The 24475-nt window shown below is 44.4% G+C and carries 21 protein-coding genes and 1 pseudogene; 14 read left to right on the top strand and 8 right to left on the bottom strand.

All coding sequences use genetic code 11. From position 1 onward, the window contains the following. Nucleotides 1-232: 232 nt before the first annotated feature. Nucleotides 233-529, top strand: coding sequence for an MTH1187 family thiamine-binding protein (locus Q1Q15_RS04900; protein ID WP_300457271.1), 297 nt, complete (start codon nucleotides 233-235; stop codon nucleotides 527-529). Here the strand turns inward: Q1Q15_RS04900 and Q1Q15_RS04905 are convergent. Then, the gene (locus tag Q1Q15_RS04905) at nucleotides 526-1425 is read right to left on the bottom strand and encodes an exopolyphosphatase (protein ID WP_300457272.1); all 900 of its coding nucleotides are present in this window, start codon (nucleotides 1423-1425) and stop codon (nucleotides 526-528) included. The genes Q1Q15_RS04900 and Q1Q15_RS04905 overlap by 4 nt on opposite strands. A gap of 103 nt (nucleotides 1426-1528) precedes the next feature. Beyond that, entirely contained in the window at nucleotides 1529-2356 is an 828-nt protein-coding gene (locus Q1Q15_RS04910; protein ID WP_300457274.1) for a purine-nucleoside phosphorylase, read from the bottom strand. Nucleotides 2357-2454: 98 nt separating this feature from the next. On the opposite strand from Q1Q15_RS04910, the gene Q1Q15_RS04915 reads away from it, so the two are divergent. The 4 genes from Q1Q15_RS04915 to leuD all read left to right on the top strand — a co-directional run bounded on the left by Q1Q15_RS04915 (nucleotide 2455) and on the right by leuD (nucleotide 5586). Continuing rightward, the gene (locus tag Q1Q15_RS04915; protein WP_300457276.1) at nucleotides 2455-3093 is read left to right on the top strand and encodes a YigZ family protein; all 639 of its coding nucleotides are present in this window, start codon (nucleotides 2455-2457) and stop codon (nucleotides 3091-3093) included. 69 nt (nucleotides 3094-3162) lie between these two features. Next, complete coding sequence (locus tag Q1Q15_RS04920; protein WP_300457278.1) at nucleotides 3163-3747, top strand: XRE family transcriptional regulator; 585 nt, start codon at nucleotides 3163-3165, stop codon at nucleotides 3745-3747. A 16-nt stretch (nucleotides 3748-3763) separates the two neighbouring features. After that, nucleotides 3764-5062, top strand: a complete 1299-nt coding sequence (locus Q1Q15_RS04925; RefSeq protein WP_300457280.1) for a 3-isopropylmalate dehydratase large subunit — start codon at nucleotides 3764-3766, stop codon at nucleotides 5060-5062. After that, entirely contained in the window at nucleotides 5062-5586 is a 525-nt protein-coding gene (leuD, locus tag Q1Q15_RS04930) for a 3-isopropylmalate dehydratase small subunit (RefSeq protein ID WP_300457282.1), read from the top strand. The genes Q1Q15_RS04925 and leuD overlap by 1 nt, the downstream gene beginning before the upstream one ends. A 10-nt stretch (nucleotides 5587-5596) precedes the next feature. On the opposite strand, the gene Q1Q15_RS04935 is transcribed toward leuD, so the two are convergent. The 3 genes from Q1Q15_RS04935 to polA all read right to left on the bottom strand — a co-directional run bounded on the left by Q1Q15_RS04935 (nucleotide 5597) and on the right by polA (nucleotide 10570). Further along, complete coding sequence (locus tag Q1Q15_RS04935; protein ID WP_300457283.1) at nucleotides 5597-6427, bottom strand: NAD(+)/NADH kinase; 831 nt, start codon at nucleotides 6425-6427, stop codon at nucleotides 5597-5599. A 272-nt stretch (nucleotides 6428-6699) separates the two neighbouring features. Next, nucleotides 6700-7797: a hypothetical protein gene (locus tag Q1Q15_RS04940; RefSeq protein WP_300457285.1), complete on the bottom strand. Its 1098-nt coding sequence runs from the start codon at nucleotides 7795-7797 to the stop codon at nucleotides 6700-6702. Nucleotides 7798-7888: 91 nt separating this feature from the next. Continuing rightward, complete coding sequence (gene polA / locus Q1Q15_RS04945) at nucleotides 7889-10570, bottom strand: DNA polymerase I (protein WP_300457287.1); 2682 nt, start codon at nucleotides 10568-10570, stop codon at nucleotides 7889-7891. Between the two features lie 88 nt (nucleotides 10571-10658). On the opposite strand from polA, the gene Q1Q15_RS04950 reads away from it, so the two are divergent. The 9 genes and pseudogenes from Q1Q15_RS04950 (at nucleotide 10659) to Q1Q15_RS04990 (ending at nucleotide 21716) form a co-directional block, all read left to right on the top strand. Continuing rightward, entirely contained in the window at nucleotides 10659-10877 is a 219-nt protein-coding gene (locus Q1Q15_RS04950; RefSeq protein WP_300457288.1) for a hypothetical protein, read from the top strand. A 20-nt stretch (nucleotides 10878-10897) separates the two neighbouring features. After that, entirely contained in the window at nucleotides 10898-11623 is a 726-nt protein-coding gene (gene purN, locus Q1Q15_RS04955; protein WP_300457290.1) for a phosphoribosylglycinamide formyltransferase, read from the top strand. Between the two features lie 219 nt (nucleotides 11624-11842). Next, a complete protein-coding gene (locus tag Q1Q15_RS04960) occupies nucleotides 11843-12418 on the top strand; it encodes a cupin domain-containing protein (protein WP_300457292.1) in 576 nt (191 codons plus the stop codon). An 81-nt stretch (nucleotides 12419-12499) separates the two neighbouring features. Then, on the top strand, nucleotides 12500-13519 hold the full coding sequence (locus Q1Q15_RS04965; RefSeq protein ID WP_300457294.1) for a TRAP transporter substrate-binding protein: 1020 nt from the start codon (nucleotides 12500-12502) through the stop codon (nucleotides 13517-13519). Between the two features lie 41 nt (nucleotides 13520-13560). Then, entirely contained in the window at nucleotides 13561-14064 is a 504-nt protein-coding gene (locus Q1Q15_RS04970) for a TRAP transporter small permease (protein WP_300457296.1), read from the top strand. Between the two features lie 232 nt (nucleotides 14065-14296). Beyond that, complete coding sequence (locus Q1Q15_RS04975; RefSeq protein ID WP_300457298.1) at nucleotides 14297-15598, top strand: TRAP transporter large permease; 1302 nt, start codon at nucleotides 14297-14299, stop codon at nucleotides 15596-15598. Nucleotides 15599-15936: 338 nt separating this feature from the next. After that, a complete protein-coding gene (locus Q1Q15_RS04980; protein WP_300457300.1) occupies nucleotides 15937-17259 on the top strand; it encodes a hypothetical protein in 1323 nt (440 codons plus the stop codon). A gap of 395 nt (nucleotides 17260-17654) precedes the next feature. After that, nucleotides 17655-17786, top strand: a pseudogene (locus Q1Q15_RS04985) (multidrug resistance efflux transporter family protein); the annotation flags it as partial. 462 nt (nucleotides 17787-18248) lie between these two features. Beyond that, nucleotides 18249-21716, top strand: coding sequence for a PAS domain S-box protein (locus tag Q1Q15_RS04990; protein WP_300457302.1), 3468 nt, complete (start codon nucleotides 18249-18251; stop codon nucleotides 21714-21716). Between the two features lie 186 nt (nucleotides 21717-21902). Here the strand turns inward: Q1Q15_RS04990 and Q1Q15_RS04995 are convergent, their stop codons facing one another. From Q1Q15_RS04995 to Q1Q15_RS05005, 3 genes are all read right to left on the bottom strand, one after another. Next, nucleotides 21903-22424, bottom strand: a complete 522-nt coding sequence (locus Q1Q15_RS04995; RefSeq protein WP_300457304.1) for a molybdopterin-dependent oxidoreductase — start codon at nucleotides 22422-22424, stop codon at nucleotides 21903-21905. 376 nt (nucleotides 22425-22800) lie between these two features. Next, entirely contained in the window at nucleotides 22801-23340 is a 540-nt protein-coding gene (locus Q1Q15_RS05000; RefSeq protein ID WP_300457306.1) for a hypothetical protein, read from the bottom strand. 586 nt (nucleotides 23341-23926) lie between these two features. After that, nucleotides 23927-24409, bottom strand: coding sequence for an MIT C-terminal domain-containing protein (locus tag Q1Q15_RS05005; RefSeq protein WP_300457308.1), 483 nt, complete (start codon nucleotides 24407-24409; stop codon nucleotides 23927-23929). Nucleotides 24410-24475: the final 66 nt, after the last annotated feature.

The following is a 24475-nucleotide window of genomic DNA, read 5'->3' on the forward strand; positions in this document are numbered from 1 at the left end:
AGCAATATATATACCTCAACTCTGGCATTTCACCGGTGATGTTTGTGCTACAGGAGAAATGGAGACGGATCTATTTGATCTTGATATGGGCTAAATTTAGAAGGGGTGTTGAATAACTTCAGTGTTTTTCATATTGGGTTGGAAAGAAGCGCGCTTAAATCTGCCGTTGCAAGGAGGAATTGATCCGGCTATAATGAGCAGAATCGGAAAGTATAACTGAAAGGGTTTAGAAATGAACGTCATTATTGATCTATGTGTGGTCCCCATCGGTGTGGGGCTGTCGGTGTCAAAATATGTGGCTGTCTGTCATGAAATTATCAACGAAGCAGGTCTCAAGTCGGAGCTTCACGCCTATGGAACCAATATAGAAGGCGACTGGGATGCGGTATTTGACGTGGTAAAAAAATGTCATGAAAAAATTCATGACATGGGGGCCCCCAGAATAACAACCACCATAAAGGCCGGTACACGGATAGACCGGGAACAGACCATGGCGGATAAAGTTGCCAGCGTAAAAAGCAAACTTTAAGGGGTTTTTTTGTTTTGAACCAGGGTGTTGAGAAGTTCTTCAATGATTTTGTCAGCGGTTTTAGCAGGTAATGTGCAGCCCCCGGCCCCGGCGTGACCGCCGCCCCCGAATCGGGCCAGAAGATTTCCGACGTTGACATGGCATTGTTGGTTAAAAATACTGTGGCCGATACTGACCAGCACCTGCTCGTGTTCAGGACCATCAAATCGGATCTTTACACTGGCAATGCTTTCCGGGAAAAGGGTATAGGGCAGAAACCGGTTGCCGCCGGGGACCGTGTCAAGGGATCTGAAATCCGTAACGGAGATGTTGTGGTGCATTTGGGTGTGGGCCATTAAATGGCTCTCATAGGCGGCATTTTCTTCAATGACCCTGGTACAGCGATTTTTTACTTCCGGGTCTTCAAGTATACGGTCAATGGGTGTTTCCGTTAAAAGCCCCACCAGTTTTTCCCAATAGGGTGCATCCGTATAGTCATGGTTCTGGATGGTCATGGACAGAATAATATACGGGTAATTTTCAGGGTGGCGCACCTGGTCCCGGGTCAGGTCTGCCGCGTCTATGATATCCGTATTCAATATCAGTTCATCATACCGGCTGTCCAGTCGTCCTTTTTTTTTATAATAGGTGTAAACCACACCGGCAGCCGATGGAGCGATATCAAAGGCACCGGCAAAGGCTTTTTTGGGGGAGTTGGAGATATGGTGGTCAAACCACAAGGCACAATTCGGGGAATAGGGAAGGTTTGCAAGGATATCTCCTTTTAAAATATGGGCGGTGCCGGATTGGATTTCATGGGGTTCGACCCAATGAATATCCGTATGAATATTTTCGGTCTGGCGAAGCAGTACCGCACAGACAATTCCATCAAAATCGGGTCGGGTGACTATTCTCATGGCGCAACTCTTTTCGGTTCAAAGGTTATTGATATAGGTATTGATAAAGCATAAACAAGGACTTTTCAAGGCTATTTTTTTGCTGGATCTTTTTAGATGACCGTTAGGCCCGGATCCGGGCAATCACATCACACAATAACCTGTTGAACGGCGTTACAGCACTCCGGGCTGTTTCCAGGACAGATGCCAAAGTGGTCTTAACCGGTGCATCCGGGTCATTGATATTGGTGATCAATGACAGGCCCAGGATTTTCATGCCGGCATGAACGCCTGCAATGGCCTCCATCACCGTAGAGAACCCCACGGCATCACCGCCGATTGTTTTCAGGAACCGGGTTTCAGCCGGTGTTTCAAGGCTGGGGCCCGAAAGGCCTGCATACACACCGGCCTGGAGGGCAATCTGGTGGTTTCGGGCGGTGGTTTGCACCAGGTCCATGAGGGAAGGGTCATACACCTGCGTCATATCCGGAAACCGTATGCCCCAGGCGTCCTCGTTGGTTCCGGTCAAGGGGTTTTGGCCGGTGAGGTTGATGTGATCGGTGATGAGCATGATATCCCCGCAAGAAAACGTCAGGTTGATCCCCCCGGCCGCATTGGTTAAAATCAATATCCGGATGCCCAGTTCCTGCATGACCCGCACTGGAAAAGTGACCTGGGCGGGTGAATATCCTTCATACAGGTGGAATCTGCCCTGCATCATCAGGAGGGGGGTCTGGGCAATTTTGCCGTATATCAATCGGCCCTTATGGCTTTCCACAGTGGAGACCGGAAAATTCGGCAGTTGTGAATAGTCAAATTCGGAGGACACATCAAGGGTCTCCAGGGTCTCGGAGAGCCCGGTGCCGGTTAAGATCCCGATGACGGGCAACTCTGTCAGGTAAGGGGTTAAAAAATCAGCGGTTTCACTGACCTGTTGTCGGTCTGTCTTCATATTTTATAGGCCCTCTTTTCTTTTCAGTGAATTTATACTATATGCGAACCAGAAGGTCAATTCAGGGGAGATGTTCAGTCGGGGGCAGGAATGAAAAAATGACAGATGAAACCTATTTGTACTCAATTGGACATCGACGGACAGCCACAACAAAAATCAAACGATCTGTTTTTCTTTGTACCCTGGAATATGTAGACTCCATTGACCGAGCCAAAACATTTATTTCCCAAATTGCCAGGGAGAATAAAACCGCTACCCATAACTGTTGGGCCTATATCCTGGGAGAAAAAGGGGAGGTGTTTCATTGTTCTGATGCCGGCGAGCCTGCCGGGACTGCGGGAAAACCCATGCTCAACACCCTGCAGGGTCATCACATGACCCATATTGCAGCGGTGGTGACCCGGCATTTTGGCGGTGTCAAGCTCGGCATCCGGGGGTTGATTGACGCTTATTCCACAGCGGTGGAAAATACCCTGGCCCTGAAAAAATTAACCCGGCAGGTCCAGACCGTGCGCATTGTCATTGAGGTGTCCTATGGGTTTAATGATACCCTGCTCAATCAGCTCATAACGGATGTAAACCGGATCATTGATACGGCCTATACGGATAAAATCGTTCACCAGGTTGACATTTGTATTAACGATTATACCACCAGGGTGGACCCGCTGCTGTCAGAATATCAATCCCGGGGGAAATTAAAATTTTATATGATCCCTCCGGGAAAAAACATTCTTTAAAAAGGTTGACAAGGGACTTTTTTTAAGTATTATTAAATATAAATTAAGTATACTTAAAAAAGAGGTTCCATGAAAACAAAACTTGGTGCACTTCTCAGGGCAATTCGAAATTCACGGCACCTTACCATTAAAGAAGTTGCAGGAAAAGCCGGTGTCAGTTCAAGCCTGCTGTCACAAATTGAAAGGAACCGGATATCTCCTTCATTGGACACCTTGCTCCAGGTATTAGAGGTGTATGGTGTTCCGCCGGATAAATTTTTCAAAGACTATGCCACCCGCTCCCGGGTTGAAATTATCCGGAGGGGGGATCGAAAGGTGTATCAACGAAAAGGGTTTAAATATGAAAAACTTTGCGGTGACAGCCAGGCCAAAGGGAACCATTCTTTTAATGCTTTTTTTCTGGAGCTGGCACCTGGCCAGTTGAGAGGGGATGCAAAGAACGGGCATCTGGGACGGGAGTTGGGCATTGTGGTTAAAGGATCGGCACAGCTTGTTTTTGGTGAAGAGTCATACGAAATTCATAAAGGCGATGCCGTGTCTTTTTTTTCACAGATCCCCCATGTGATTCAAAATTCATCTGATCAGGTATTCCAGGCCTATTGGGTGGTGACACCCGCAGATGGGGAAGACTATTTTGGCGAGAAAACAACCTAAATATTTGGAGAAACAAATGGGAAAAACCATTGCAGAAAAAATTTTTGAAACACATTTGGTGGACGAACCCTTTGGCGATGTCAGTGTGTTAAAACTGGACCGGGTTTTTTGTCATGAGATTACAACCCCCACGGCCATTCAGGATCTTGTGGCACGGGGAAAGGATCGGGTGTTTGATCCGGATAAAATTAAAGCAGTGATTGATCATGTCACCCCTGCCAAGGATTCTAAAACCGCCCTGCAGGGGAAGATTCTCCGGGACTGGGCAAACCGGCACGGGATTAAGGATTTTTTTGACATCGGCCATAACGGTGTGTGTCATGTCATTTTTCCGGAGAAGGGATTTGTTCAGCCCGGGTTCACCATTATCATGGGAGATTCCCATACCTGTACCCACGGGGCATTTGGCGCATTTGCCGCCGGGGTGGGGACAACCGATCTGGAAGTGGGTATTTTAAAAGGCGTGTGTACCTTTAAAAAACCGGACACCTATCGGATGGACATTGTGGGAACCCTGCCAAACGGGGTGTATGCCAAAGATATTATTCTTAAAGTGATTCAAGAGATAACCGTCAACGGGGCCACCAATATGGTCATTGAATTTCGGGGAAATATTGTGGATGAAATGACCATGGACCAGCGGATGACCCTTTCCAACATGGCTGTGGAAGCAGGTGCCACCAGCGGGATCTGTCTTCCTGACATGACAACGGTGGACTATCTCTGGGCGTTTATCAAAGACGAGTATGCTGACAAGTCCGCAGCCCTGGAAGCTTTTTCAAGGTTTAATTCGGATGAAGATGCCATATATGCCAAGCTCAAAACTATTGATGTCAGCAACCTTGAACCGTTAACCACCTTTGGATATAAGCCGGACAATGTCAAGCCGGTATCCCAGATGAAGGGAACACGGATCGACCAGGTGTATATCGGTTCCTGCACCAACGGGCGGCTTGAAGATTTGAGAATTGCCGCAACCGTATTGGAAGGCCATACCATCAGCGACCATGTCCGGGGAATTGTGTCTCCTGCCACGCCCAAAATATTTTCCCAGGCCCTGGCGGAAGGCATTATCAAAATCTTTATGGATGCCGGCTTTTGTGTGACAAACCCCACCTGCGGGGCCTGTCTGGGGATGAGCAACGGGGTACTGGCGGATGGTGAGGTGGCAGCATCCACAACCAATCGAAATTTTAACGGCCGCATGGGCAAGGGGGGCATGGTTCATTTGATGAGCCCGGCCACAGCAGCCGCCAGCGCCATTAAAGGTGAAATCGCAAACGCCAATCTATTTTGTGAACAAGGAAGCAACTAATGAAAGAATTTAAAGGAAATGTATTGTTTCTGGATCGTTCAGATATCAACACTGATGAAATTATTCCGGCCAAATACCTGACAGAAATAGAAAAATCAGCCATGAAGCCGCATTTGCTCGAAGATTTAAAACTTGAGGGGTTTGATCCCGCAACCGATCTTGCCGGCAAATCGGTCATTGTTACCCGGGAAAATTTTGGCTGCGGCTCTTCCCGGGAACATGCGCCCTGGGCCCTGGAGGAAAACAATATCCATGTGGTGATTGCCCCCAGTTTTGCCAGAATATTCAGGCAGAACATGTTCAATTGCGGTATGCTGGCCATTGAACTTTCCCCGGATCAGATCTGTGCCGTTTTCGACACGTTTGGAAAAGTCAGTGCCCAGATTGTGGTGGATATCGACGCATCCTTGATCACGATTCAAGGGGCGGCACAAATGGAAAAAATTGAGTTTAACCTTTCAGAATTTGATAAAGCCCTTGTCCGGACCGGCGGATGGGTGGAGTATGCTGATACACAGTATTAAAGTCCTGCCATCAGCTTCTGCCGCCACTCCATTTCAGGCGGGTTTTTAACACTTTATAGTAGGATTGATCTTCAAATGATATCATTTGGATATCATTCCTGCTTTTTTTGATGTAAATTTTGTCCCCGGGATCCATTTCAAATCCCTCCTGGCCGTCCAGGGTGAGAATCATATCTTCAGGGCTGCCTTCCAGTCGGATTTCTATTTTTGTTGTGTCGGGAATGAGCAAGGGCCTGTTGGTCAGTGTGAACGGGCAGATGGGGGTCAGGATAATGGAGGGAACAGACGGGTGGACAACCGGTCCCCCGGCGGCCAGAGAATATGCGGTGGATCCGGTGGGTGTTCCGATAATCAGACCGTCCCCCCTGTAGGTTGTCAAATAGGTTGAATCCAGATATACCGCGCACGATGCCAGCCTTGACAGGGCGGATTTGTTAATCACCGCATCATTGAGAACATCCACATCCACAATCTGCTCATTGTCGCGCATCACTTTCACATCCAGGCGGGTCCTGTTTTCAATGAAATGTTTGCCTTCCATTACGGACGTGACGGCCTGGTAAAGATTGTCTTCGGTGGTTTCTGCCAGAAACCCGACTTCCCCGAATTTAACCCCCATCAGGGGAATGTTCCGGTCTTCGATGAATCGTGCAACACTCAAAAACGTGCCGTCTCCCCCCAGAATGACAAGGCACAGCAGATCATCCGGAATGTCACTCAGATCAGAGCGCTGGATATCGATGACAATACATTGGTTACCCAGCCATTTTTCAAGCTCCCGGGCCTTTTTTTCAGCCGGTTCATCATTTTTAATGACCAGCCCGATCCGTTTTGCACTCATGATTTGTTCATCGCCTCCGTCATGTGATTTGCAACTTTTATTGCCGTAAATCCATCAGAAAGTCAAGATTAAAGGTTGAGCTTACAAATGTCCACATCCACCGGCATGACCACCACAGGTCTGCTTTAACGTCATTTCAGGCATTGTGTTGGTTTTAAACAATTTGATACGGTGTCTTGCACCGTCCCTTTTGACGCTTTATAAACTTTAATGCCCAATTTATTCACGGTTAAATATCGAGGGCATTACCATCTTTAAAAACAACAACAGATTTAATCTGTTGTCTTGGCGCAAGACACGTTATCCGTAATACTCGAAAAGGGCGGTTTAATCTCAACCTTTTCAGGCTCATATATATCGTCATATAGGTCAGGATAATATCTTTTGACACAATCTTGACAGATACCATGACTGAACTCTGCATCTGAATGCTTCTGGATATACGCTTCAATCTGATTCCAATATCCGTTATCATCTCTTATTTTTTTACAATGTGAGCAGATTGGAAGCAGGCCTCGCAGGGTCTTTACCTCAGACAGAGTTTTTTTCAGTTCTTGAATGATCGCGTCGCGTTCCTTTTCCACCCGCTTACGTCTCTCGATTTCCTGTTGTGCTTGGGAAAGTTCAATTTCAATTTCTGCGACTTGTTTTAAAATTGCCAATACCGGTCGATTTTCAATTACAACCCCTGTTCTTTTGTTTTGCCAATACAAATAACCGCAAAGAAATGGAAATGCGAACAAGGAGATGACAAATCGGCTGATTAAGCTGCCTTTCATTATACTTAGATATGAAGGTGTGCCTGCAAAGGCCATGGTGGCAAAAAGAAATACATCCAGCCACATCACCCCGAGCAATGTTAAAAAAGCCCGGGACCACAATTTCAGGTTAAGATTTGGTTTTCCAAGAAACTCCCATGTCATGGCCAGGAATATTAAATCAACCAGCGCAGCCAAAACCGAAGATAGATTAATGCGAAGGCTTGGTAAAGGGACATAAGCGATTCTGGCATTGCCAATCAAGTCCATCTGGATGTGCAAAACGGCAGCGATAATGGGAACGATTGCCGAAACGCCAACGATTGTAGATATAGCAATCCTCGTATCTCTTGGACCGTCAAACACATAAACAACAAAAACACTCAACAGCAATGATGTGTAAAATACCGTGGAACCGATGACAAAGGTTATTCCGCCAACCTGAACGGCCGTTCCTGCATCAGTAACCCATGACATGATGGCCGTGACACCCCCCATCAATGCATAAAACAGCACATAGCCGAAACGATGGCGCAATGAATGCGCCCAGAGAACCAGAAAATATACTGCCATTGCTTCAATAATTAAAATTAAAATTTCATTGATGATCATTTTTTATATTACTCCGTGGAAAGGGATAGTTAGACAATTGGCCCCGGCATGATGCTGCTCTCCTGTGCCTTAACAAACAAGGCTTTCGTTATTAGTGGGCCTGGGCCCAGTTTTCACCCGTCCCGAAATTCACCGTTAAGGGAACTTTCAAAGGATACACCTGCTCCATCACTTGTTTTGCCAGGTCAATCAAGGCCTGTTTTTCTGCCAGCGGACTTTCAAAAATGATCTCATCATGGACGGACAGGATCATTTTGGATGCCAGGTTGTGCGCCTTTAATGCGGCGGCCATTTTGATCATGGCCAGTTTTATTAAATCGGCGGCACTGCCCTGTATGGGGGTGTTAATGGCGGCTCTCTGGGCGAAATTCCGAAGATTGACATTGGAAGAATTGATATCATCCAGGCGCCGCTTTCTGCCGAAAAGGGTTGAGACCTCGCAGGTTTTCCGGGTGTCTTCTATGGTGGTATCAATGAATTTTTTCACGCCGGAATACCGCTTAAAATAATTATCAATATATGCATTGGCCATTTTCCGGCTGATATTCAGGTCATTGGCCAGCTTGAATCCACTCATGCCATAGACAATGCCAAAATTGATGGCCTTGGCCTGGCTTCTTAAATCCTGGGTAACAAATTCGGGCAGCACCTGGAAAACTTCCAGGGCGGTTCGGGTATGAATATCCTCCCCCTTGTTAAACGCTTCAATGAGGATTTCATCCTCTGCAAAATGGGCCAGGATGCGGAGTTCTATCTGGGAATAGTCTGCTGAAATCAGGATACGGCCTTTTTCAGGAACAAAGGCTTCCCGGATTTTTTTTCCTTCTTCTTTCCGGATGGGAATGTTTTGAAGATTTGGATGGGAGCTGCTCAACCGACCGGTAACGGTAATGGTCTGGTTAAACGAGGTATGAATCCTGCCGGTTTCCGGGTTGATGAGCTGGGGCAGGGCATCGACATAGGTTGACTTCAGCTTGCCAAGGGTTCGGTATCGCAGCAGCCGTTCCGGCAGTTCATGGGTTTGGGCCAGCTTGGTCAACACGTCTACATCGGTGGAATATCCGGTTTTCTTTTTTGTTTTTTTGATGGTTTTCAAGTTGAGTTTTTCAAACAGGATGACCCCTAATTGTTGAGATGAATTGATATTAAATTCCTCTCCTGCAAGGGCATAGATTTGTGTTTCCAGATGTTTTAACTCCACGTCAAAGGTGTTGGAAAGCGTTTTTAATGCCGGTTCATCCACTTTGATACCGGCCATTTCCATGTCTGCCAGAACCGTGATCAGGGGGGTCTCGATGGTTTCCATCAGATCGGACAGGTTTTGATCCGTTATGGCGCGTTGAAAGTGCTGGTAGGCCATAAAGGTCAGGTCAGCGTCTTCAGCAGCATAGGCGACGGCCTGGTCAATGGGGACGTCCTGAAATCCAATCTGGTTTTTGCCCTTACCGGTCACCTCTTCGTAGGAAATGGTTTTATGTCCGAACAGGTTCATGGCAATCCGGTCAAGGCTGTGACCCCTTATGGAAGGATTTAAAAGATATGAGGCAATCATGGTATCAAAGGCAATTCCCTGGAGCGTGATGCCGAACCTGGACAGAACAATATAGTCATACTTGATGTTCTGTCCCACTTTTTTGATCTCCGGATTTTCAAGGATCGGCCTGAATATCCTTAATATTTCTTCTTTGCCGGCCTGTTTGATATCCCCTGGAACCGTGTGGCCGACGGGGATATAAAATCCCTGGTGTCTCTTGAACGAAAAGGAAATCCCCACAAGATTGGCCTCGGTGGGATTCTTGGAAGTGGTTTCCGTATCAATGGCAAATATTTTTTGGGTTTCAAGCACATGGGCCAGATGTTCCAGGGCCTTGGTCTCTGTGACCAGTTGATATGTTTTTTCAGAGGGATCTGCTTCTTGAGCAAATTCCGTGGCAAGGGTTTTAAACTCAAGTTCCTGGAACAACTCAAAGGCCTTTTTTGTATCAAAGGCCTGTATTTTGAATGCTTCAAGTGGTGTATCGACTTCGACAGCAGTATCAATGGTGGCCAGATCACGGCTTAAAAAAACAATGTCCCTGCTGGCGGACAGATTTTCATGTAATTTTTTCTTTTTTTTAAGGGCATCAAGGTTTTCATAAAGGGTCTCAATGGACCCATATTCGGCAATCAGCTTCAGGGCGGTTTTGGGCCCAACGCCCTGGACCCCGGGAATATTGTCCGAGGTATCTCCGGCAAGTCCAAGGAGATCAATGAATTGTAAGGGGTTGATCCCCATGTCCTGTTGGATTTTATCCATGTCCGTTATCGTGTCTTTCATGGGGTCCCAAAGGGTGCAACGGTCGGTGACCAGTTGGATAAAGTCTTTGTCCCCGGTGACCATGACCACCTCAAATCCTTTTTCCTGGGCCAGTCGTGCATACGTGCCCACCAGGTCATCCGCTTCAAATCCCTGTTTTTCCACAATGCAGAGATTGAATGCCGCAATCACCCGTTTGATATCCGGAATCTGGACAATGAGTTCTTCGGGCATGGGGGGGCGGTTGGCTTTATATTGATCATACAGCTGATGCCGGAACGTGGGCCCTTTCACATCAAACATCACGGCCACATATTCCGGTGTGTTTTCCTTTAATAGTTTTAACAGGATCCGGACAAACCCGAAGGTTGCGTTGGTGGGGTGGCCTTTTGATGTGTTCAGGCTTCTGATGGCGTGAAATGCACGGTACAGGAAAGCACTGCCGTCAATGAGAAATATTTTTTTTGGATCCGCCATGGGTACACCCTTTTTTTTATGGTTGAATTTTTTTTTAATACCGGCATATATACTATCTTTTTTATTAAAGGAGAAGTATATTCGCAGCATGAACCAGAAAGCCAGAACCCGAAAAGAAAAACGACGGGATAAAAAATCAAACACCTGTCATTGCTGTGGTCAAACCGTTATGTTCTGCTGGAATTGCCGATGCGGGTTTGCCATGTGCCAGGACTGCATGTATGAGAATCAATGGGGCATGACCTGCAACGGGATTACCTGGCAATGTCCTGATTGCGGAGAACAGAACGGCTACGGCAATCAATAGGCAGTTTAAAGGAGGAGAACATGGCAAGGAAAATCATTGTTGGCACGTTGATATCCGGCGGAGGGACGAACCTCCAGGCAATTATTGATGCCTGTCAGGAGAACCGGATCGATGCCGAGATTTGTTTTACCGGCTCTGACACCCCTTGTGTTAAAGGGCTTGAACGGGCAAAAAAGGCGCAGATTGATACGTTTGTGGTGGATTATGCCCGAATCATCAAGGACTGTAAACAACACGGCATAAAAGACACGGATCTTCCCGAAGATTTTGATCTGGAAGAGATGGTGTCCAAACAGCGATTGATGGTCACGGATGCATCAAAAGAACAGGTGGCGTTTTTCTTAAAAAGCCGGGCCATTGCAGAAAGAAAACTGCTGGATCTCGTCCTTGCTTATGAGATGGATCTGCTGGTCCTGGCCGGATTTATGCGGGTGATGACACCCTATTTTATTGACCGAATCAACACGGAGCCGGGGCAGCACAAAATCATGAACATTCATCCCGCCCTGCTGCCGGCTTTTCCGGGCACGGACGGATATGGGGACACCTTTCGATATGGCTGTAAAATTGGTGGCTGTACGGTTCATTTTATCGATTACGGTGAAGACACGGGTCCCATTATCGGGCAAAAGGCATTTGAAATTGAAGACACAGATACCCTGGATGATGTGAAGCGAAAAGGCCTTGAAAAAGAGTGGGCGCTTTACCCCCACTGTATCCAGAAATTTGCCGAGTCCTTTGCCTGATACCTGCCGGCCGGCGGGCTGAAAAGATGGAATCCCGGTCAAAGATCAAATGCTCGGGTGCACCAAACACCCTCAGGACCGAACAGAATAATTTTTTTGTTGACTTATAGAACGATAATTTGTATCCCAATAAGAAACATTTGAGGGTCACGTTTTAAGGGAATCCTTTTGGGCGCCACTTAAAAATGACTTTTAAATATTATTATGGGATGACAAATTATGAGAGAAGAAGTTATAGCCGAAAACATCCGCCGCATCAGAAAGCAGAATAAGATGACAATCCAGGCGCTGGCAGATTTAACAGGCCTGACCAAGGGGTATCTTTCCAAAGTCGAGCGGTCTAAAACGGCGCCTCCTTTTTCGACTGTGAATCGAATCGCCATGGCGTTTGGTGTTGATTTGACAGTCTTTTTCGTTGACAGAGAAAAGCAATCTGAATCTCCCAGAGATTTGAGGATATCTTTCGACAAAAAAAACGATGACAAAGTTGTCAAAACCCTAGATTCCCACCATGGGTATAAATACAAATCACTTGGACACAACAAAGCCGGAAAAAACATGATTCCGTATTTGATTGAACCGGCTGCTGACGAAAAAGGGGTGTTTCAGCACGAAGGAGAAGAATTTATCTATGTCCTAGAGGGGAAACACGAAATGATTTACGATGGCCAGAGCTATGTTATGGAAGAAGGTGACAGCGTCTATTTCGATGCAGGCGTACCCCATACTGGAAAGGCTATCGGAGGAAAGAAGACGTTGCTTCTTGCAGTTATTTATAATTATAAACGGTTTTAAATAGAGGTATTAAAAAAACAAAGGGTGAGCCATCAGAGATCGTTCACTTAATAACAGAAATCCAAAAAGGGAGAGTGTCAAATGAAACGTATTTTGTTAACCATCTGTATGCAATTTGTTATGATTATCGCTGTTTCGTTTATCTGTTCGACGTGGAATGCTGAGGCAAAAACCGTTACTCTTAGATATTCCAATATGTTTCCACCGGTTCATCCGATCACCAAGCTTGGAAAAGACTGGTGCAAGGAGGTTGAAAAACGGACCAACGGAGCTGTAAAGGTTCATTATTTTCCAGGAAACAGCCTCACGCGGCCGACCGAAGCTTTTGACGGCGTTATCAAAGGGGTTGTCGATGTGGCCCTTAGTTTTTGCAGTTATTCTGGCGGCCGATTTCCACTTACTGAGGTAATTGACCTGCCTCTGGGCTACAAGAGCTCAATGCAGGCTACCGGTATGGCCAATGCATATTTTCAAAAATTTATGCCCAAAGAATTAGCCGATGTCGAGTTGATGTATTTTCACACCTCACCTCCTCATCGACTTTTTACAAAAAAGCCTGTTAGAAATCTGGACGACCTTAAAGGGCTTAAGATCCGCACCACAGGCACTAGCGCTAAAGTGGTGGAAGCTTTAGGTGGTGTGCCCGTGTCTATGCCCATGTCGGATGCCTATGATGCCTTGAAGCGGGGGGTGGTCAACGGGTATATCGGCCCATTCGAAGCGGTTAAAGGATTCAAACTCATTGATGTGGTGGATTATGCTACGATTTTCAAGTCGGCTTATGTCAATGTGGCCTACGTTGTCATGAACAAAAATAAATGGGAAAGTTTTTCTCCGGAAACTCGCAAAAGTATTCAAGAAATCAACAAAGAATTTATGGCCAGACAATGGAAATTATGGGATCAGCTTGATGCCGGAGCAATAGAGGCCTTCACTAAAGCGAAAAAAGAGATAATCAATCTGTCCGATGTTGAGAATGACAAATGGACTGCTCGACTGGCACCGATCCTGGATACTTATGTCAAGGAAAAATCGGCCCAAGGCCTGCCGGGCCAAGAGGTATTGCAGTTTTGCAAAGCGTACCTGAAATCTGGCAATTAAACATTAGGGCAATGTACCGAAACTCCAAGGAGAAATGTCCCATGCGGCATATCATCAAACAAGTACGGGTTTTATCGACTACCATAAATCACATTTCCGTCTTTGGTCTGATCTTCATGATGTTCCTTACATGTGGGGACATCGTGATGCGGATGTTTAGTCATCCCATCCCGGGTACCTATGAGATTGTTGGATTCCTTGGAGCGGTCATTGTCGGTTTTGCTCTGGCCCAGACCACGATTCAAAAAAGCCACGTCGCTGTAGAGATCCTCATAGAAAAGCTTTCAAAGCCAATTCGGAAAGCCTTTTTTCTGGTTACTCAATTTCTGAGTCTGGGCCTTTTTGTATTGATCACCTTTGAAATAATTCGATACGCCGGTGATATGAAAAGAGCCGGCGAGGTTTCTTTAACGCTTAAAATACCTTATTTCCCGGTACTTTACGGCATTGCTTTTTCAACCGGAGTTGTGTGCCTCGTTCTTTTTGTCGAACTGCTTCTGGTCGTAAATGGAAAGAGAGATCCATGGTTCAGTTGGCAAGAATGATTTGTTCCATACCAAGTCAGTCAGCAGTACCCATTGAGCTGAAACCCTTGGAAAATTGGGCTGAAATGTGTCAAGAAGCGATTAAAACCGTCTTGAACGATTTGCAAGTTGGCTGGAATTCAGGAGAAAATATCGTTTCGTCCAAATGTTTTTAGACAGGCGGTTTTTATTGATCCTAATACTGTGAAATTTAGAGTACTCAGTTTGGAAAATATTGATAGGAGATAGATGCATGGATCCAACATTGGTAGGTATTATCGGTCTGATCGTCCTGATTGTTTTGTTGTTTTCAAAAATGCCGGTTGGATTCGCGATGGCACTGGTCGGTTTTGTCGGTTATACATATATCGTATCATTTGAAGCCGGATTGCGGGTATTAGCATCCGATATCTTCGCCACGTGGGGGTCTTACAATTTGACCGTTGTCCCTTTGTTTATCTTCATGGGGCAAATATCCTATCATTCCGGCATCAGCCGCCGGCTGTACAATACCGCCTACACACTTATTGGGCATCTGCACGGGGGACTCGCCATGGCCACCATTTTGGCATGCGCCGGATTTGCCGCTATCTGCGGTTCAACCACCGCCTCGGCCGCGACCATGACTACAGTCGCTCTGCCTGAGATGAAGCGCTACAAATACGACATGGGGCTGGCTACCGGTACAATTGCCGCGGGGGGCAGCCTTGGTATACTCATTCCGCCCAGTGTGATCTTCATTATATACGGAATCATGACTGAACAATCCATCGGCAGGCTTTTTGCCGCCGGAATATTGCCCGGTCTGATGTTATCTGCCATGTTCATGATCACCATTTACATTGTGACCAGAGTGAATCCAGAACTCGGTCCTGCTGGACCGAAAACGACCTTCAAAGAAAAAATAGCCTCCCTTCCGGGGACTATCGAGATGTTGTTTATTTTTATTTTGATCATGAGTGGGCTTTTTCTCGGTTTTTTTACGCCCACAGAAGCTGGCGCCGCTGGCGCTTTCATTACATTGACGCTGGCGGTCATCAGAAGACAACTGAGTTGGAAAAAATTCTTCCTTGCAGGCAACGAGAGCGTAAGAACCGCCTGCATGGTCATGGTTATTGTTGCAGGCGCCACGATTTTTGGCCATTTTCTGGCGGTAACTCAGATTCCTTATTTGCTTGCTGAATGGGTGGCGGCCCTTCCGCTTCCGGCATGGGCGATCATGACGGTGATTATCCTTATCTATCTGGCTGGCGGGTGTTTCATGGATTCGCTGGGAATGATCTTACTGACCATTCCTATCTTCTACCCGGTGGTCATCAATCTGGGTTACGACCCTATCTGGTTTGGTGTTACAATCGTTCTGATCTGCGAAATGGGCGTCATCACACCGCCGGTGGGTGTCAATGTTTATGTGGTCAATGGTGTTGCCAAAGACGTTTCGCTGCAAACGATCTTCCGAGGAGTGATGCCGATGTTGCTGGCCTTGATCGTCTGCAATTTTCTGTTGATTTTTTTCCCTCAAATCGTTCTATTTTTGCCGAACCTCATGAATTGAGGTTCATCAGCAAATCGCTTACTTTGCGTAGCTTAAAGAGTTGATGCACCTGAATAATAATGGGAATATCAAACTTTAAATTGAGGTGTGGACATCAGCACTATCCCATTTTTTTGTATTAGCCATACAAGATTGGAGAATGGAATCATGCCTACAAGTTTTATTGCCAATCTTCTATCTTCGCATCAGGTGGGATACAATCAAAGAAATTCAGCAATGAGAATAAAGTACCCGATCAAAAATTAAACAGAATCAATTGTCCTGTAATCTATAAAGATATTTTAAAATTAAGGGCTTAACATAAAAGTTGAAAAAAATAATAAACCCATGGAGGAATGATGAATTTAAACGATAGGAAGATATTTAATGAAAAGATGGAAACACTTTCGGACGATGAGCTATATGGACATCACCAGAAAAAATTTCTTAGTCAATTAGAATATCTATACAAAAATTCTAAACTTTATCAAGAAAAATTTAAAACGGCAGATATTCAGTTGGGAGACATAAAGCGCCTTGAGGATATCGTTAAACTACCTTTCACAAAAAAACATGAATTGCGGGAAGCACAGCGATATAACCCGCCGGTAGGCAATCATCGGGCCTGCTCGGAAGATCAACTATCACGTGTGTATTCATCCAGCGGCACCACAGGGGTTCCGACCTACATCGGTCTAACCCGTAACGACATAAATGATGTTCAGGCCGAAGCCATAGCAAGGCTTTGCTGGGCCGGTGGCATCCGGCCAAACAGCCGGGTGGTCAATATCCCGACGGCGCCCTTTATTGCAGACACCTTCAGAGAAGGTATTGAAAAAACCGGGGCAACAAACATTCCGACCGGTTTCAATGTCGACAGAGTCATAAGCGCCTTCAAGTACCAGGGGGCTGATGCCCTGCACGCAACAGTTTCTTTTTGGACTTATCTGCTTGATAAGCTAGAACGCCTCGATATTAATCCTAAAACTTTTGGCCTAAGAAGAATTATCGGCGGGGCTGAGGGCGGCACAAAGCTTATCAGACCCCTGATTGAAGAAAGCTTCGGTGCGACAGCAATTGAAGGCATGGGAATGGGTGAGATGAGCTGTATCATTTTTGGAGAATGTCTTGAAGATCGTGGCAATGGCATGCATTATTTATCTCAGGGAATTGTCCATGTAGAGCTGATCCATCCACAAACACTTGAAACCATACCTATTGAAGCAGGAGCTGAAGGAGAACTGGTGTACACTTCTCTAGAATCTCGCGGTATGCCCCTTATGCGATACAGGTCTCGGGATAATGTCAGGATTCTTTCAACTGCCCCCTGTATTTGCGGCCGGACAGGTTTTAAAATTGAAGTACTTGGCCGGACAGATGATATGCTGACTATTTTAGGTGTCAATGTTTATCCCCTGGCTATCCTGGATGTTGTGTCATCATTGAAACCTCTTGTCAGTGGTGCTGTTGAAATTCAGCTTGAAGCACCAGGCCCGGTTGTGGAGCCACCGCTGAAATTAAAAGTGGAGACAGGAGACCAACCGGGCGATGGAAAAAAATTAAAAAAATTGATTGAGACAAAAATACGAGAAAAATTAATTTTCAGAGCCAATGTTGAACTGGTGGATGAACTGCCAAAAGCCCAGTATAAAACACAACTCATAAAAAAAGTGTATAAATAACGCTCTGATAAATTTTTAGTGAACAAGTGACGGTGAAATACAGGGTGGGGGCACTGCTTGATATAGACCCCTCCCTGGTTTTCCTTCTCAGATGGTTTCACAAGCACTTCCCAATATCCGCCCTTATCTGGGCGATTCTTTTTAACACACCCATCTTTTTGAGGTTTTTCCGGATGCGGATAAACCCGGTGCCATATTTTTCAATATCGCCTGTCAGGACAAAGGGTACTGCCAGATTTCCTTACTTGCCTTAAACCTACCGATATGAATGGAATATCCGTGGTTACCGAATAACAGAATGGCCGCCAAGGCGGGCTTGCCCGACGTGATCAATTTACGCTTGGTCATATTGGTCAGCAGATCATCCAGCAGTGTGATACTTTTTTTTTAAAAACTGGCAGTTCTGGATGGTGGTCGGCACTATCGGGTTTGGCATGTTTTATTTGTTCATCTGTTTCAGTGCAGACCATTCGCCTGGATGGATCATAGCAGCCACCTGGCAGTTGACCATTTGTTATATCCCCTGACCCTTAAGGATACAGTTTGAATGGTTGAATCTTTGAAAAGTTAATGAATAGTTGCAAGAATAATTGACTCTTGAAATTTGAAAAAGCCTCCATATTGTGGTTTAAACAATTTGAGATAAAGCGCGAACTCACAGGGAAAGTCTTGGGTAGCTTTTCTATCATAGAAAACCCGGATTTCACGTTAAAGTCCACACCACCGTCCTGATGCTGAGCACCCAGCACTTCTTTTTTTGGAAGTTGTCGCTCTATTTGGAATTTTGCTCATGACGGATGATACCATCTATAGTCGCGAGTAATTCGATTCAAACCTATGAAGTTTTTTGCATTATTATAATATTTATTGTAACGTGAATTTGATCAAACGTGCTTAAAGATACTGGTAGAATTCTTGAACCTTTGAAGGATTATGGCTAATGCAAGTATGTAAAAAATCGTCCTCCAGCATAATTATAGGTCAAAATCATGTCTAAAAAGTCCACCTACGAAGAACTGAAAAAAAGAGTCCAAGGATTAGAGCAGGTTGAACTGGAACATAAGCGGACTGAGGAAGAACTTGCGCAGATATTTTCCATGTCCCTTGATATGATCTGTATCGCTGAAATCAATACTGCAACCTTTCTTAGAATCAATCCTGCATTTACAGATATCCTTGGTTACTCTGAAGAAGAACTATTAGAAAAGTCATTTTTTAAATTTATTCATCCTGATGACATTGATTCAACACTATCGGTGGTTGAGAAGAAGCTACAGAGTGGTGCAAAGGTAATCAATTTTGACAACCGATATCGGTGCAAAGATGGAAGTTATCGATGGTTGAGTTGGGTATCTCATCCCGACCTGAAAAAAGGCGTCACTTTTGCAATTGCCCGCGACATCACTGAATGGAAACAAAAAGAAGCTGCATTGAAAAAAAACAAAGCGCTCCTCGACGCCACCGGCCGTATGGCCAGAGTGGGAGGATGGGAATTGGATGCAGATACAATGGAGTTGACTTGGACTGATGAGACCTATCGCATTCATGATGTTCCATTGGATCAAAATCCACCTTTACAGGAAGCGATCAGTTTCTTTCACACTGAAGACAGGCCACAGCTTGAACAAGTCATTAAACGAGCACTTGATCACGGTGAGTCCTATGACATGGAGATCCGATTCATCACCGCCAAAGGAAAACATCTGTGGACACGGAGCATATGCCATCCAGAGATCGTTGATGGGAAAACTGTCAGGCTGAAGGGAACCTTCCAGGACATCACCAAGCAAAAAATAGCAGAACTTGCTCTCAAGGAAAGTGAAGAGCGTACCCGATACCTTTCGGAAGCTTCAATGGAAGCAATTTTTTTCACAAAAGATGGGTTCTGCATAGAAGCAAACAAGGCCGCTGCTGAAATGTTTGGCTGCAAAGATCCTTCAGAATTAATAGGGCTTTTTGGGACAGATATCATTGCCCCGGAAAGCCATGAAATTGTCAAAAACCACATGCTAAAGAATAAATTTGATACTTATGATGCAATTGGAATGCGTAAAAATGGCCAAAAATTCCCAATTTCCATTCGAGCAAAGACAATGCCTTATAAAAATAAAGGAGTTGTCCGGGTAACATCAATCATTGATATAACAGATCGTAAAAAGTCAGAAAAAGCCTTGATCAATTCTGAACTAAAATGGCGAAATGTTCTTGTTAACACACCTCAAATAGGCATTACTCTAAACCCTGAGGCTAAGATAACTTTTGTAAATACACATTTTTTGAAATTGACAGGTTGGGAGGAAAAAGAGGTTATCGGCCAGGATTGGTTTGATATGTTCATCCCCGAACATATTCGAGAAGAGGTGAGAAAGTTTTTCCTTGAAGTAATGAGGCAAAAGACTACCACTGGATTTTCCACTTATGAAAATGAGATCCTTGATAGACATGGTGTACACATAAATGTGTCCTGGTCTAATGTGCTTACCAAAGATATTAATGAGAATATCGTTGATGTTACATGTTTAGGTGTTGATCTGACAGAGCGCCGGCGGGCTGAAACAGCACTTAAAGAAAGTGAAGCTTATATGCGAAGCATCTTCCGAGCTGCGCCGACGGGTATTGGAGTCATACATGACAGGGTATTCAGGCAAGTCAATGATAAATTTTGTGAAATGCTGGGTTTTTCAAGAGATGAGTTAATCGGTCAGCAGTCGGTACTTATTTATCCTTCAGTTGATGAATTTGAAAAAGTGGGTCGGGAGAAATATGAACAAATAAAGGTAAAAGGGACAGGGACTGTCGAAACAGTAATGAAGCGTAAAAACGGGGAACTTATTAACGTTTTAATGAGTTCAACACCTATTGAAATCAATGATTTAAGTGCTGGTGTTACTTTTACAGCGCTTGACATCACTGAAAGTAAGCAGGCAGAGAAGGCACTGCAGGAATCCCATGAACGATTCCTTACTGTGTTGGAAAGTATTGACGCCACTATTTATGTTGCAGATATGAAAACTCATGAGATTCTTTTCATGAACAAGCACATGATTGATAGTTTTGGTCTGGACCTGACAGGTGAAATATGTTGGCATGCTTTCAGAGGAGAATCAAAACCATGTAAACACTGTAACAATGATAAGCTTATCGATGAAAATGGTATCCCGACAGGTGTTATTTCTTGGCAGGGTAAAAATCCAAAAACAGGGAAATGGTACGTCAATTATGACCGGGCAATAGAATGGATTGACGGCCGCTTGGTCCGAATCCAAATCGCAACCGACATTACAGATCTGAAAAAAATGGAAGAACAACTTCGCCAGGCCCAAAAAATGGAATCGATTGGAAGGCTTGCAGGTGGAGTTGCGCATGATTTTAATAATATGCTGAGTATTATTCTTGGCAATACTGAAATGATCTTGGAAGATTTAGATAAAACAAATCCAGTTATTAAAAACCTCCATGAAATTTATAAAGCTGCCGAGCGATCAACCAACCTTACACGCCAGTTATTAGCTTTTGCTCGCAAACAAACAATTTCACCTAAAGAGCTTGACCTGAATGAAGCTATCGAGAGAATGCTGAAAATGCTGAGACGGTTGATCGGTGAGAACATCAACCTTGCTTGGCTACCCAAAATAAACCTTTGGTCGATCAAGATAGATCCTTCCCAGATTGATCAAATTTTGGCCAATTTATGCGTTAATGCAAAAGATGCTATAAAAGATGTCGGAAAAGTTACGATTGAGACTGACAATGTAATTTTTGACATGGACTATTGCCTCAAATACAATGGTTTTGTGCCTGGTGATTATGTAATGATTGCGTTCAGCGACAATGGGTGTGGCATGGATAAGGAAATATTAGGAAACCTTTTCGAACCGTTTTTCACTACAAAAGGTATTGGCGAAGGAACAGGTCTCGGATTGGCAACCGTATACGGAATTGTAAAACAAAACAATGGGTTCATCAATGTTTACAGCGAAGTGGACAAAGGAACAACTTTCAGACTCTATTTTCCAAGGCATGCAGGGAAAGTACATCTGGCCGAAAAGCCGGTATCAAAAAAAACTGATGAAACAGGCTGGAAAACTATCCTTTTAGTGGAGGATGAAGAGGCCATTTTAAAAATGGCGACCTTGATGCTCGAACGCTTGGGTTATAGTGTAATTGCGGCATCGAATCCTATGGAGGCCTTAAAAATTGGGAAATCACATGCCAAACAGATTCATCTGCTCATTACCGATGTTGTAATGCCTGGCATGAATGGTCGAGAACTATCTAAAGAAATGTATAAACACTTTCCAGATCTTAAATGTCTCTTCATGTCCGGGTACACTGCCAACGTGATTGCCCATCACGGAGTATTGGATGACGATATGCAGTTTATCCAAAAACCATTCTCAAGGCAAGATTTGGCTGCGAAAGTCAGGGAAGTGTTGGATGAATACGAAAATCCATAGATAATTTGGCAGGTTGACGGTGAGTATTTTGTCTATCTACAGTCGCTGTACGCACTTAATCAAAAGGCGTTGACTTCTTTTTCCAGTGCTGACCGCAATCAAAATTTTACCGGAGGAGATTAGTATTCAAAGTCCGGGCTTTAAGAAAACCCGTGGGCGATATTACATATTGTATTTGAATTGTTTTTATAAAAACACCCGGACTGACAGGGAAAGTCTATGGTCGTTATCCATCTGAAAAACTGGACTTAGTCGATAGGTAGTCCTCGCTTTTTTTTGCAAAAAGAATTCTGTTCCCTTTTTACTGACATCGACCGCATCCATCAGATGGCTCAACCTGATGCCCTGCCACCTGGAATCCAGAAGTGTCCATCCGGTGACACAGTGGACATCACAGATAAGGTCGGTCTGAGGAAACTTCATGAGGTCGTCCCACTTGAAAATCGTGGACTTTTTCACCTCCCCTTTAATCTGCAGCTGCCATTTGGGATCAAGGCCCGGGCCTGAGATCCCTCCCATTGGCTGAATGGATTCAACCGCCATCTGCCCGGGTGGTAACCGCGGCCTGCCATCCGGCCTTAACTGGTCGGCCAACTCATCATTGGCAGCATGCGAGAGTTTAACAAAAGTTCCGGGCAGGCCGATCTGAACCAGTGCACCACCGGAAAGCGCCATAAATTCACGTCGTGACAACTTGTTGTTTTCCATTCGGCCTCCATTAATTGAGGATTTAAGCAGGGATCGAGAAGTCAAAATGGGTTTGACAAAAAATTAGAAAAAACAGTTGTCTATAAAGTACGTCTGAAACACAGACCGTCAAGCTGTCCGAAAAGGGGGACCTCTGAAAGCATTTTTCCCGATGAGGGGATACGAAAAAATGCAAATTCGGAAGCAGCGCGATGAATCAAGACCGTTTGACAGGTATCGGGACAAATCCGGCTGACCAGGAAAAAATAACTTAACTTTGGTGCCAGTTTTCTTGGAGAGGATCACCTTATATCTTCTGTACTTTTAAAGCCTATAGAAACCTTTTTTTGATGATGCCTATGAATGATATCCGGTATCGCCCATGTATCTGGTTTTATCAACTGACCATACAATTCTGGTCCATCTGAAACACTTCCATCATGATCGAATGATCGATCATATTGACCCCATGAGCTAAGGCATCAACTAAATCCCTGTCCTCCCAACCCATTTCCTTTAGCCGGTTAATATCGTCAGCATCTATTGAACTCGGGGCTTTGACAGCTTTGACAACGAAAGCCAACATAGCTGAATCTTTCTTTTCTAACAGATTCTTTGTTGGATCGGCTTCTATTTTGAGAATATCTTCATCTTCCAAACCCTGCTTTTTTAAAATATGTTTGTTGAAGTCCATGCAAAAGTTGTAGTTCAAGTTATGGGCTACCAAATAGCGGATATGAGATAGCAGGGCAAAGCTGAGCGTAGGATGATTTGTATAATAATTTATCCTTTGTAACTGATTATCGAAAATGGCCGGGCTGGCACTCATCATCTCTAAGGGTCTGGGAATAACACCTAAATTTTTCATGAACATGCCATAGGCTTCTTTCATTTTGCCCTCCGCCTTTTCGAGTGACACGGTATTGATCAGGGCCATAGATACCTCCTTTATTGATAAGAATTAAGGTTTTGTTCAGATGGTATCTTTGATACATGCATATTTTACAAATTCAGGAGTGAAAGAAACCATCGTAAATAATTTTTATGTATAGTTCAGATTCACGTTACACGACCCACCGTCTCAATGCAATAATCGTAATAAAAATTCAGCAAATTGAAACCTGACCAGCGGTATATAGAATTCCCGCAGGAAAAATATTTGTCGTTGATCAAAAATCCCTGCAATGATGGTATACATGGTCGCTACTCAAGATTTCAAATCAGGCAGGTTTAACAGGGAAAGTCTTGGGTTCTCATCGCCTGACAAAAGGATCTTGTCCTGCAAGTAGTCCTCGCCTCAACCTACCTCAGTTTGATCTGCTATAATTTCAGGAATTCTATCATAATTTGATCTGATATCATTGATATCTTTAGCGGCTTTTGGCGGATAACCTTTTATTTATAGAGATTTCTTTTTAAAATATCTTGAAAAACTTCTGCCCAAAAGTGGTCGATGAGTTTGAATTCCATAATTCATTTTTCCCGCAATCTTAAAAGTGGATACGAATTAAAATACTGGGTCTTTACTCTTTAAAAATATCCACCTTGGTTTCAAGACATTTTCGTAATGACAAATCATTCACACCCAATTCAAACCAACTATTCGGTTTCTGATAGAAATCAAGCCCTCTACCTATTTTTATTGTCCAGCCATTTTCCAGCCTGATTTCACGATCATGCAGATTTTGATCGAGTTTTATGTCCAAGACAATATCAATTTCAAGCAGGCTTTGTTTAAGCTCATCAAGACTGTCCCTCATTTCAGAAACATTCGTATTCTCATCAAATGATGTTACCAAATTTATTTTTCGGATTGTTGAATGTCGTACAATCGTCTCGCATAACCTAATAAAATTTTGAATTTGATGGGATGCCCGGATATAAGGATCTTCTATGGTGATTCCACTGGAGCCTTTAAAATAAGGTCTCATGATGGATTCATAACTGTATCCTGTATCACCGTAAAAAATAGTAAAATGTTTTTCCTTTGGCTGATCTTTCAGCACTTAATTTATTTAAATCTATAGCTTTAATGTTTTCCATAATATCTTCTTCAGGAACTGTGGCTACTT

This window comes from Desulfobacula sp. (genome assembly GCF_030145145.1).
In the GTDB taxonomy this organism is placed as follows: Bacteria; Desulfobacterota; Desulfobacteria; order Desulfobacterales; family Desulfobacteraceae; genus Desulfobacula.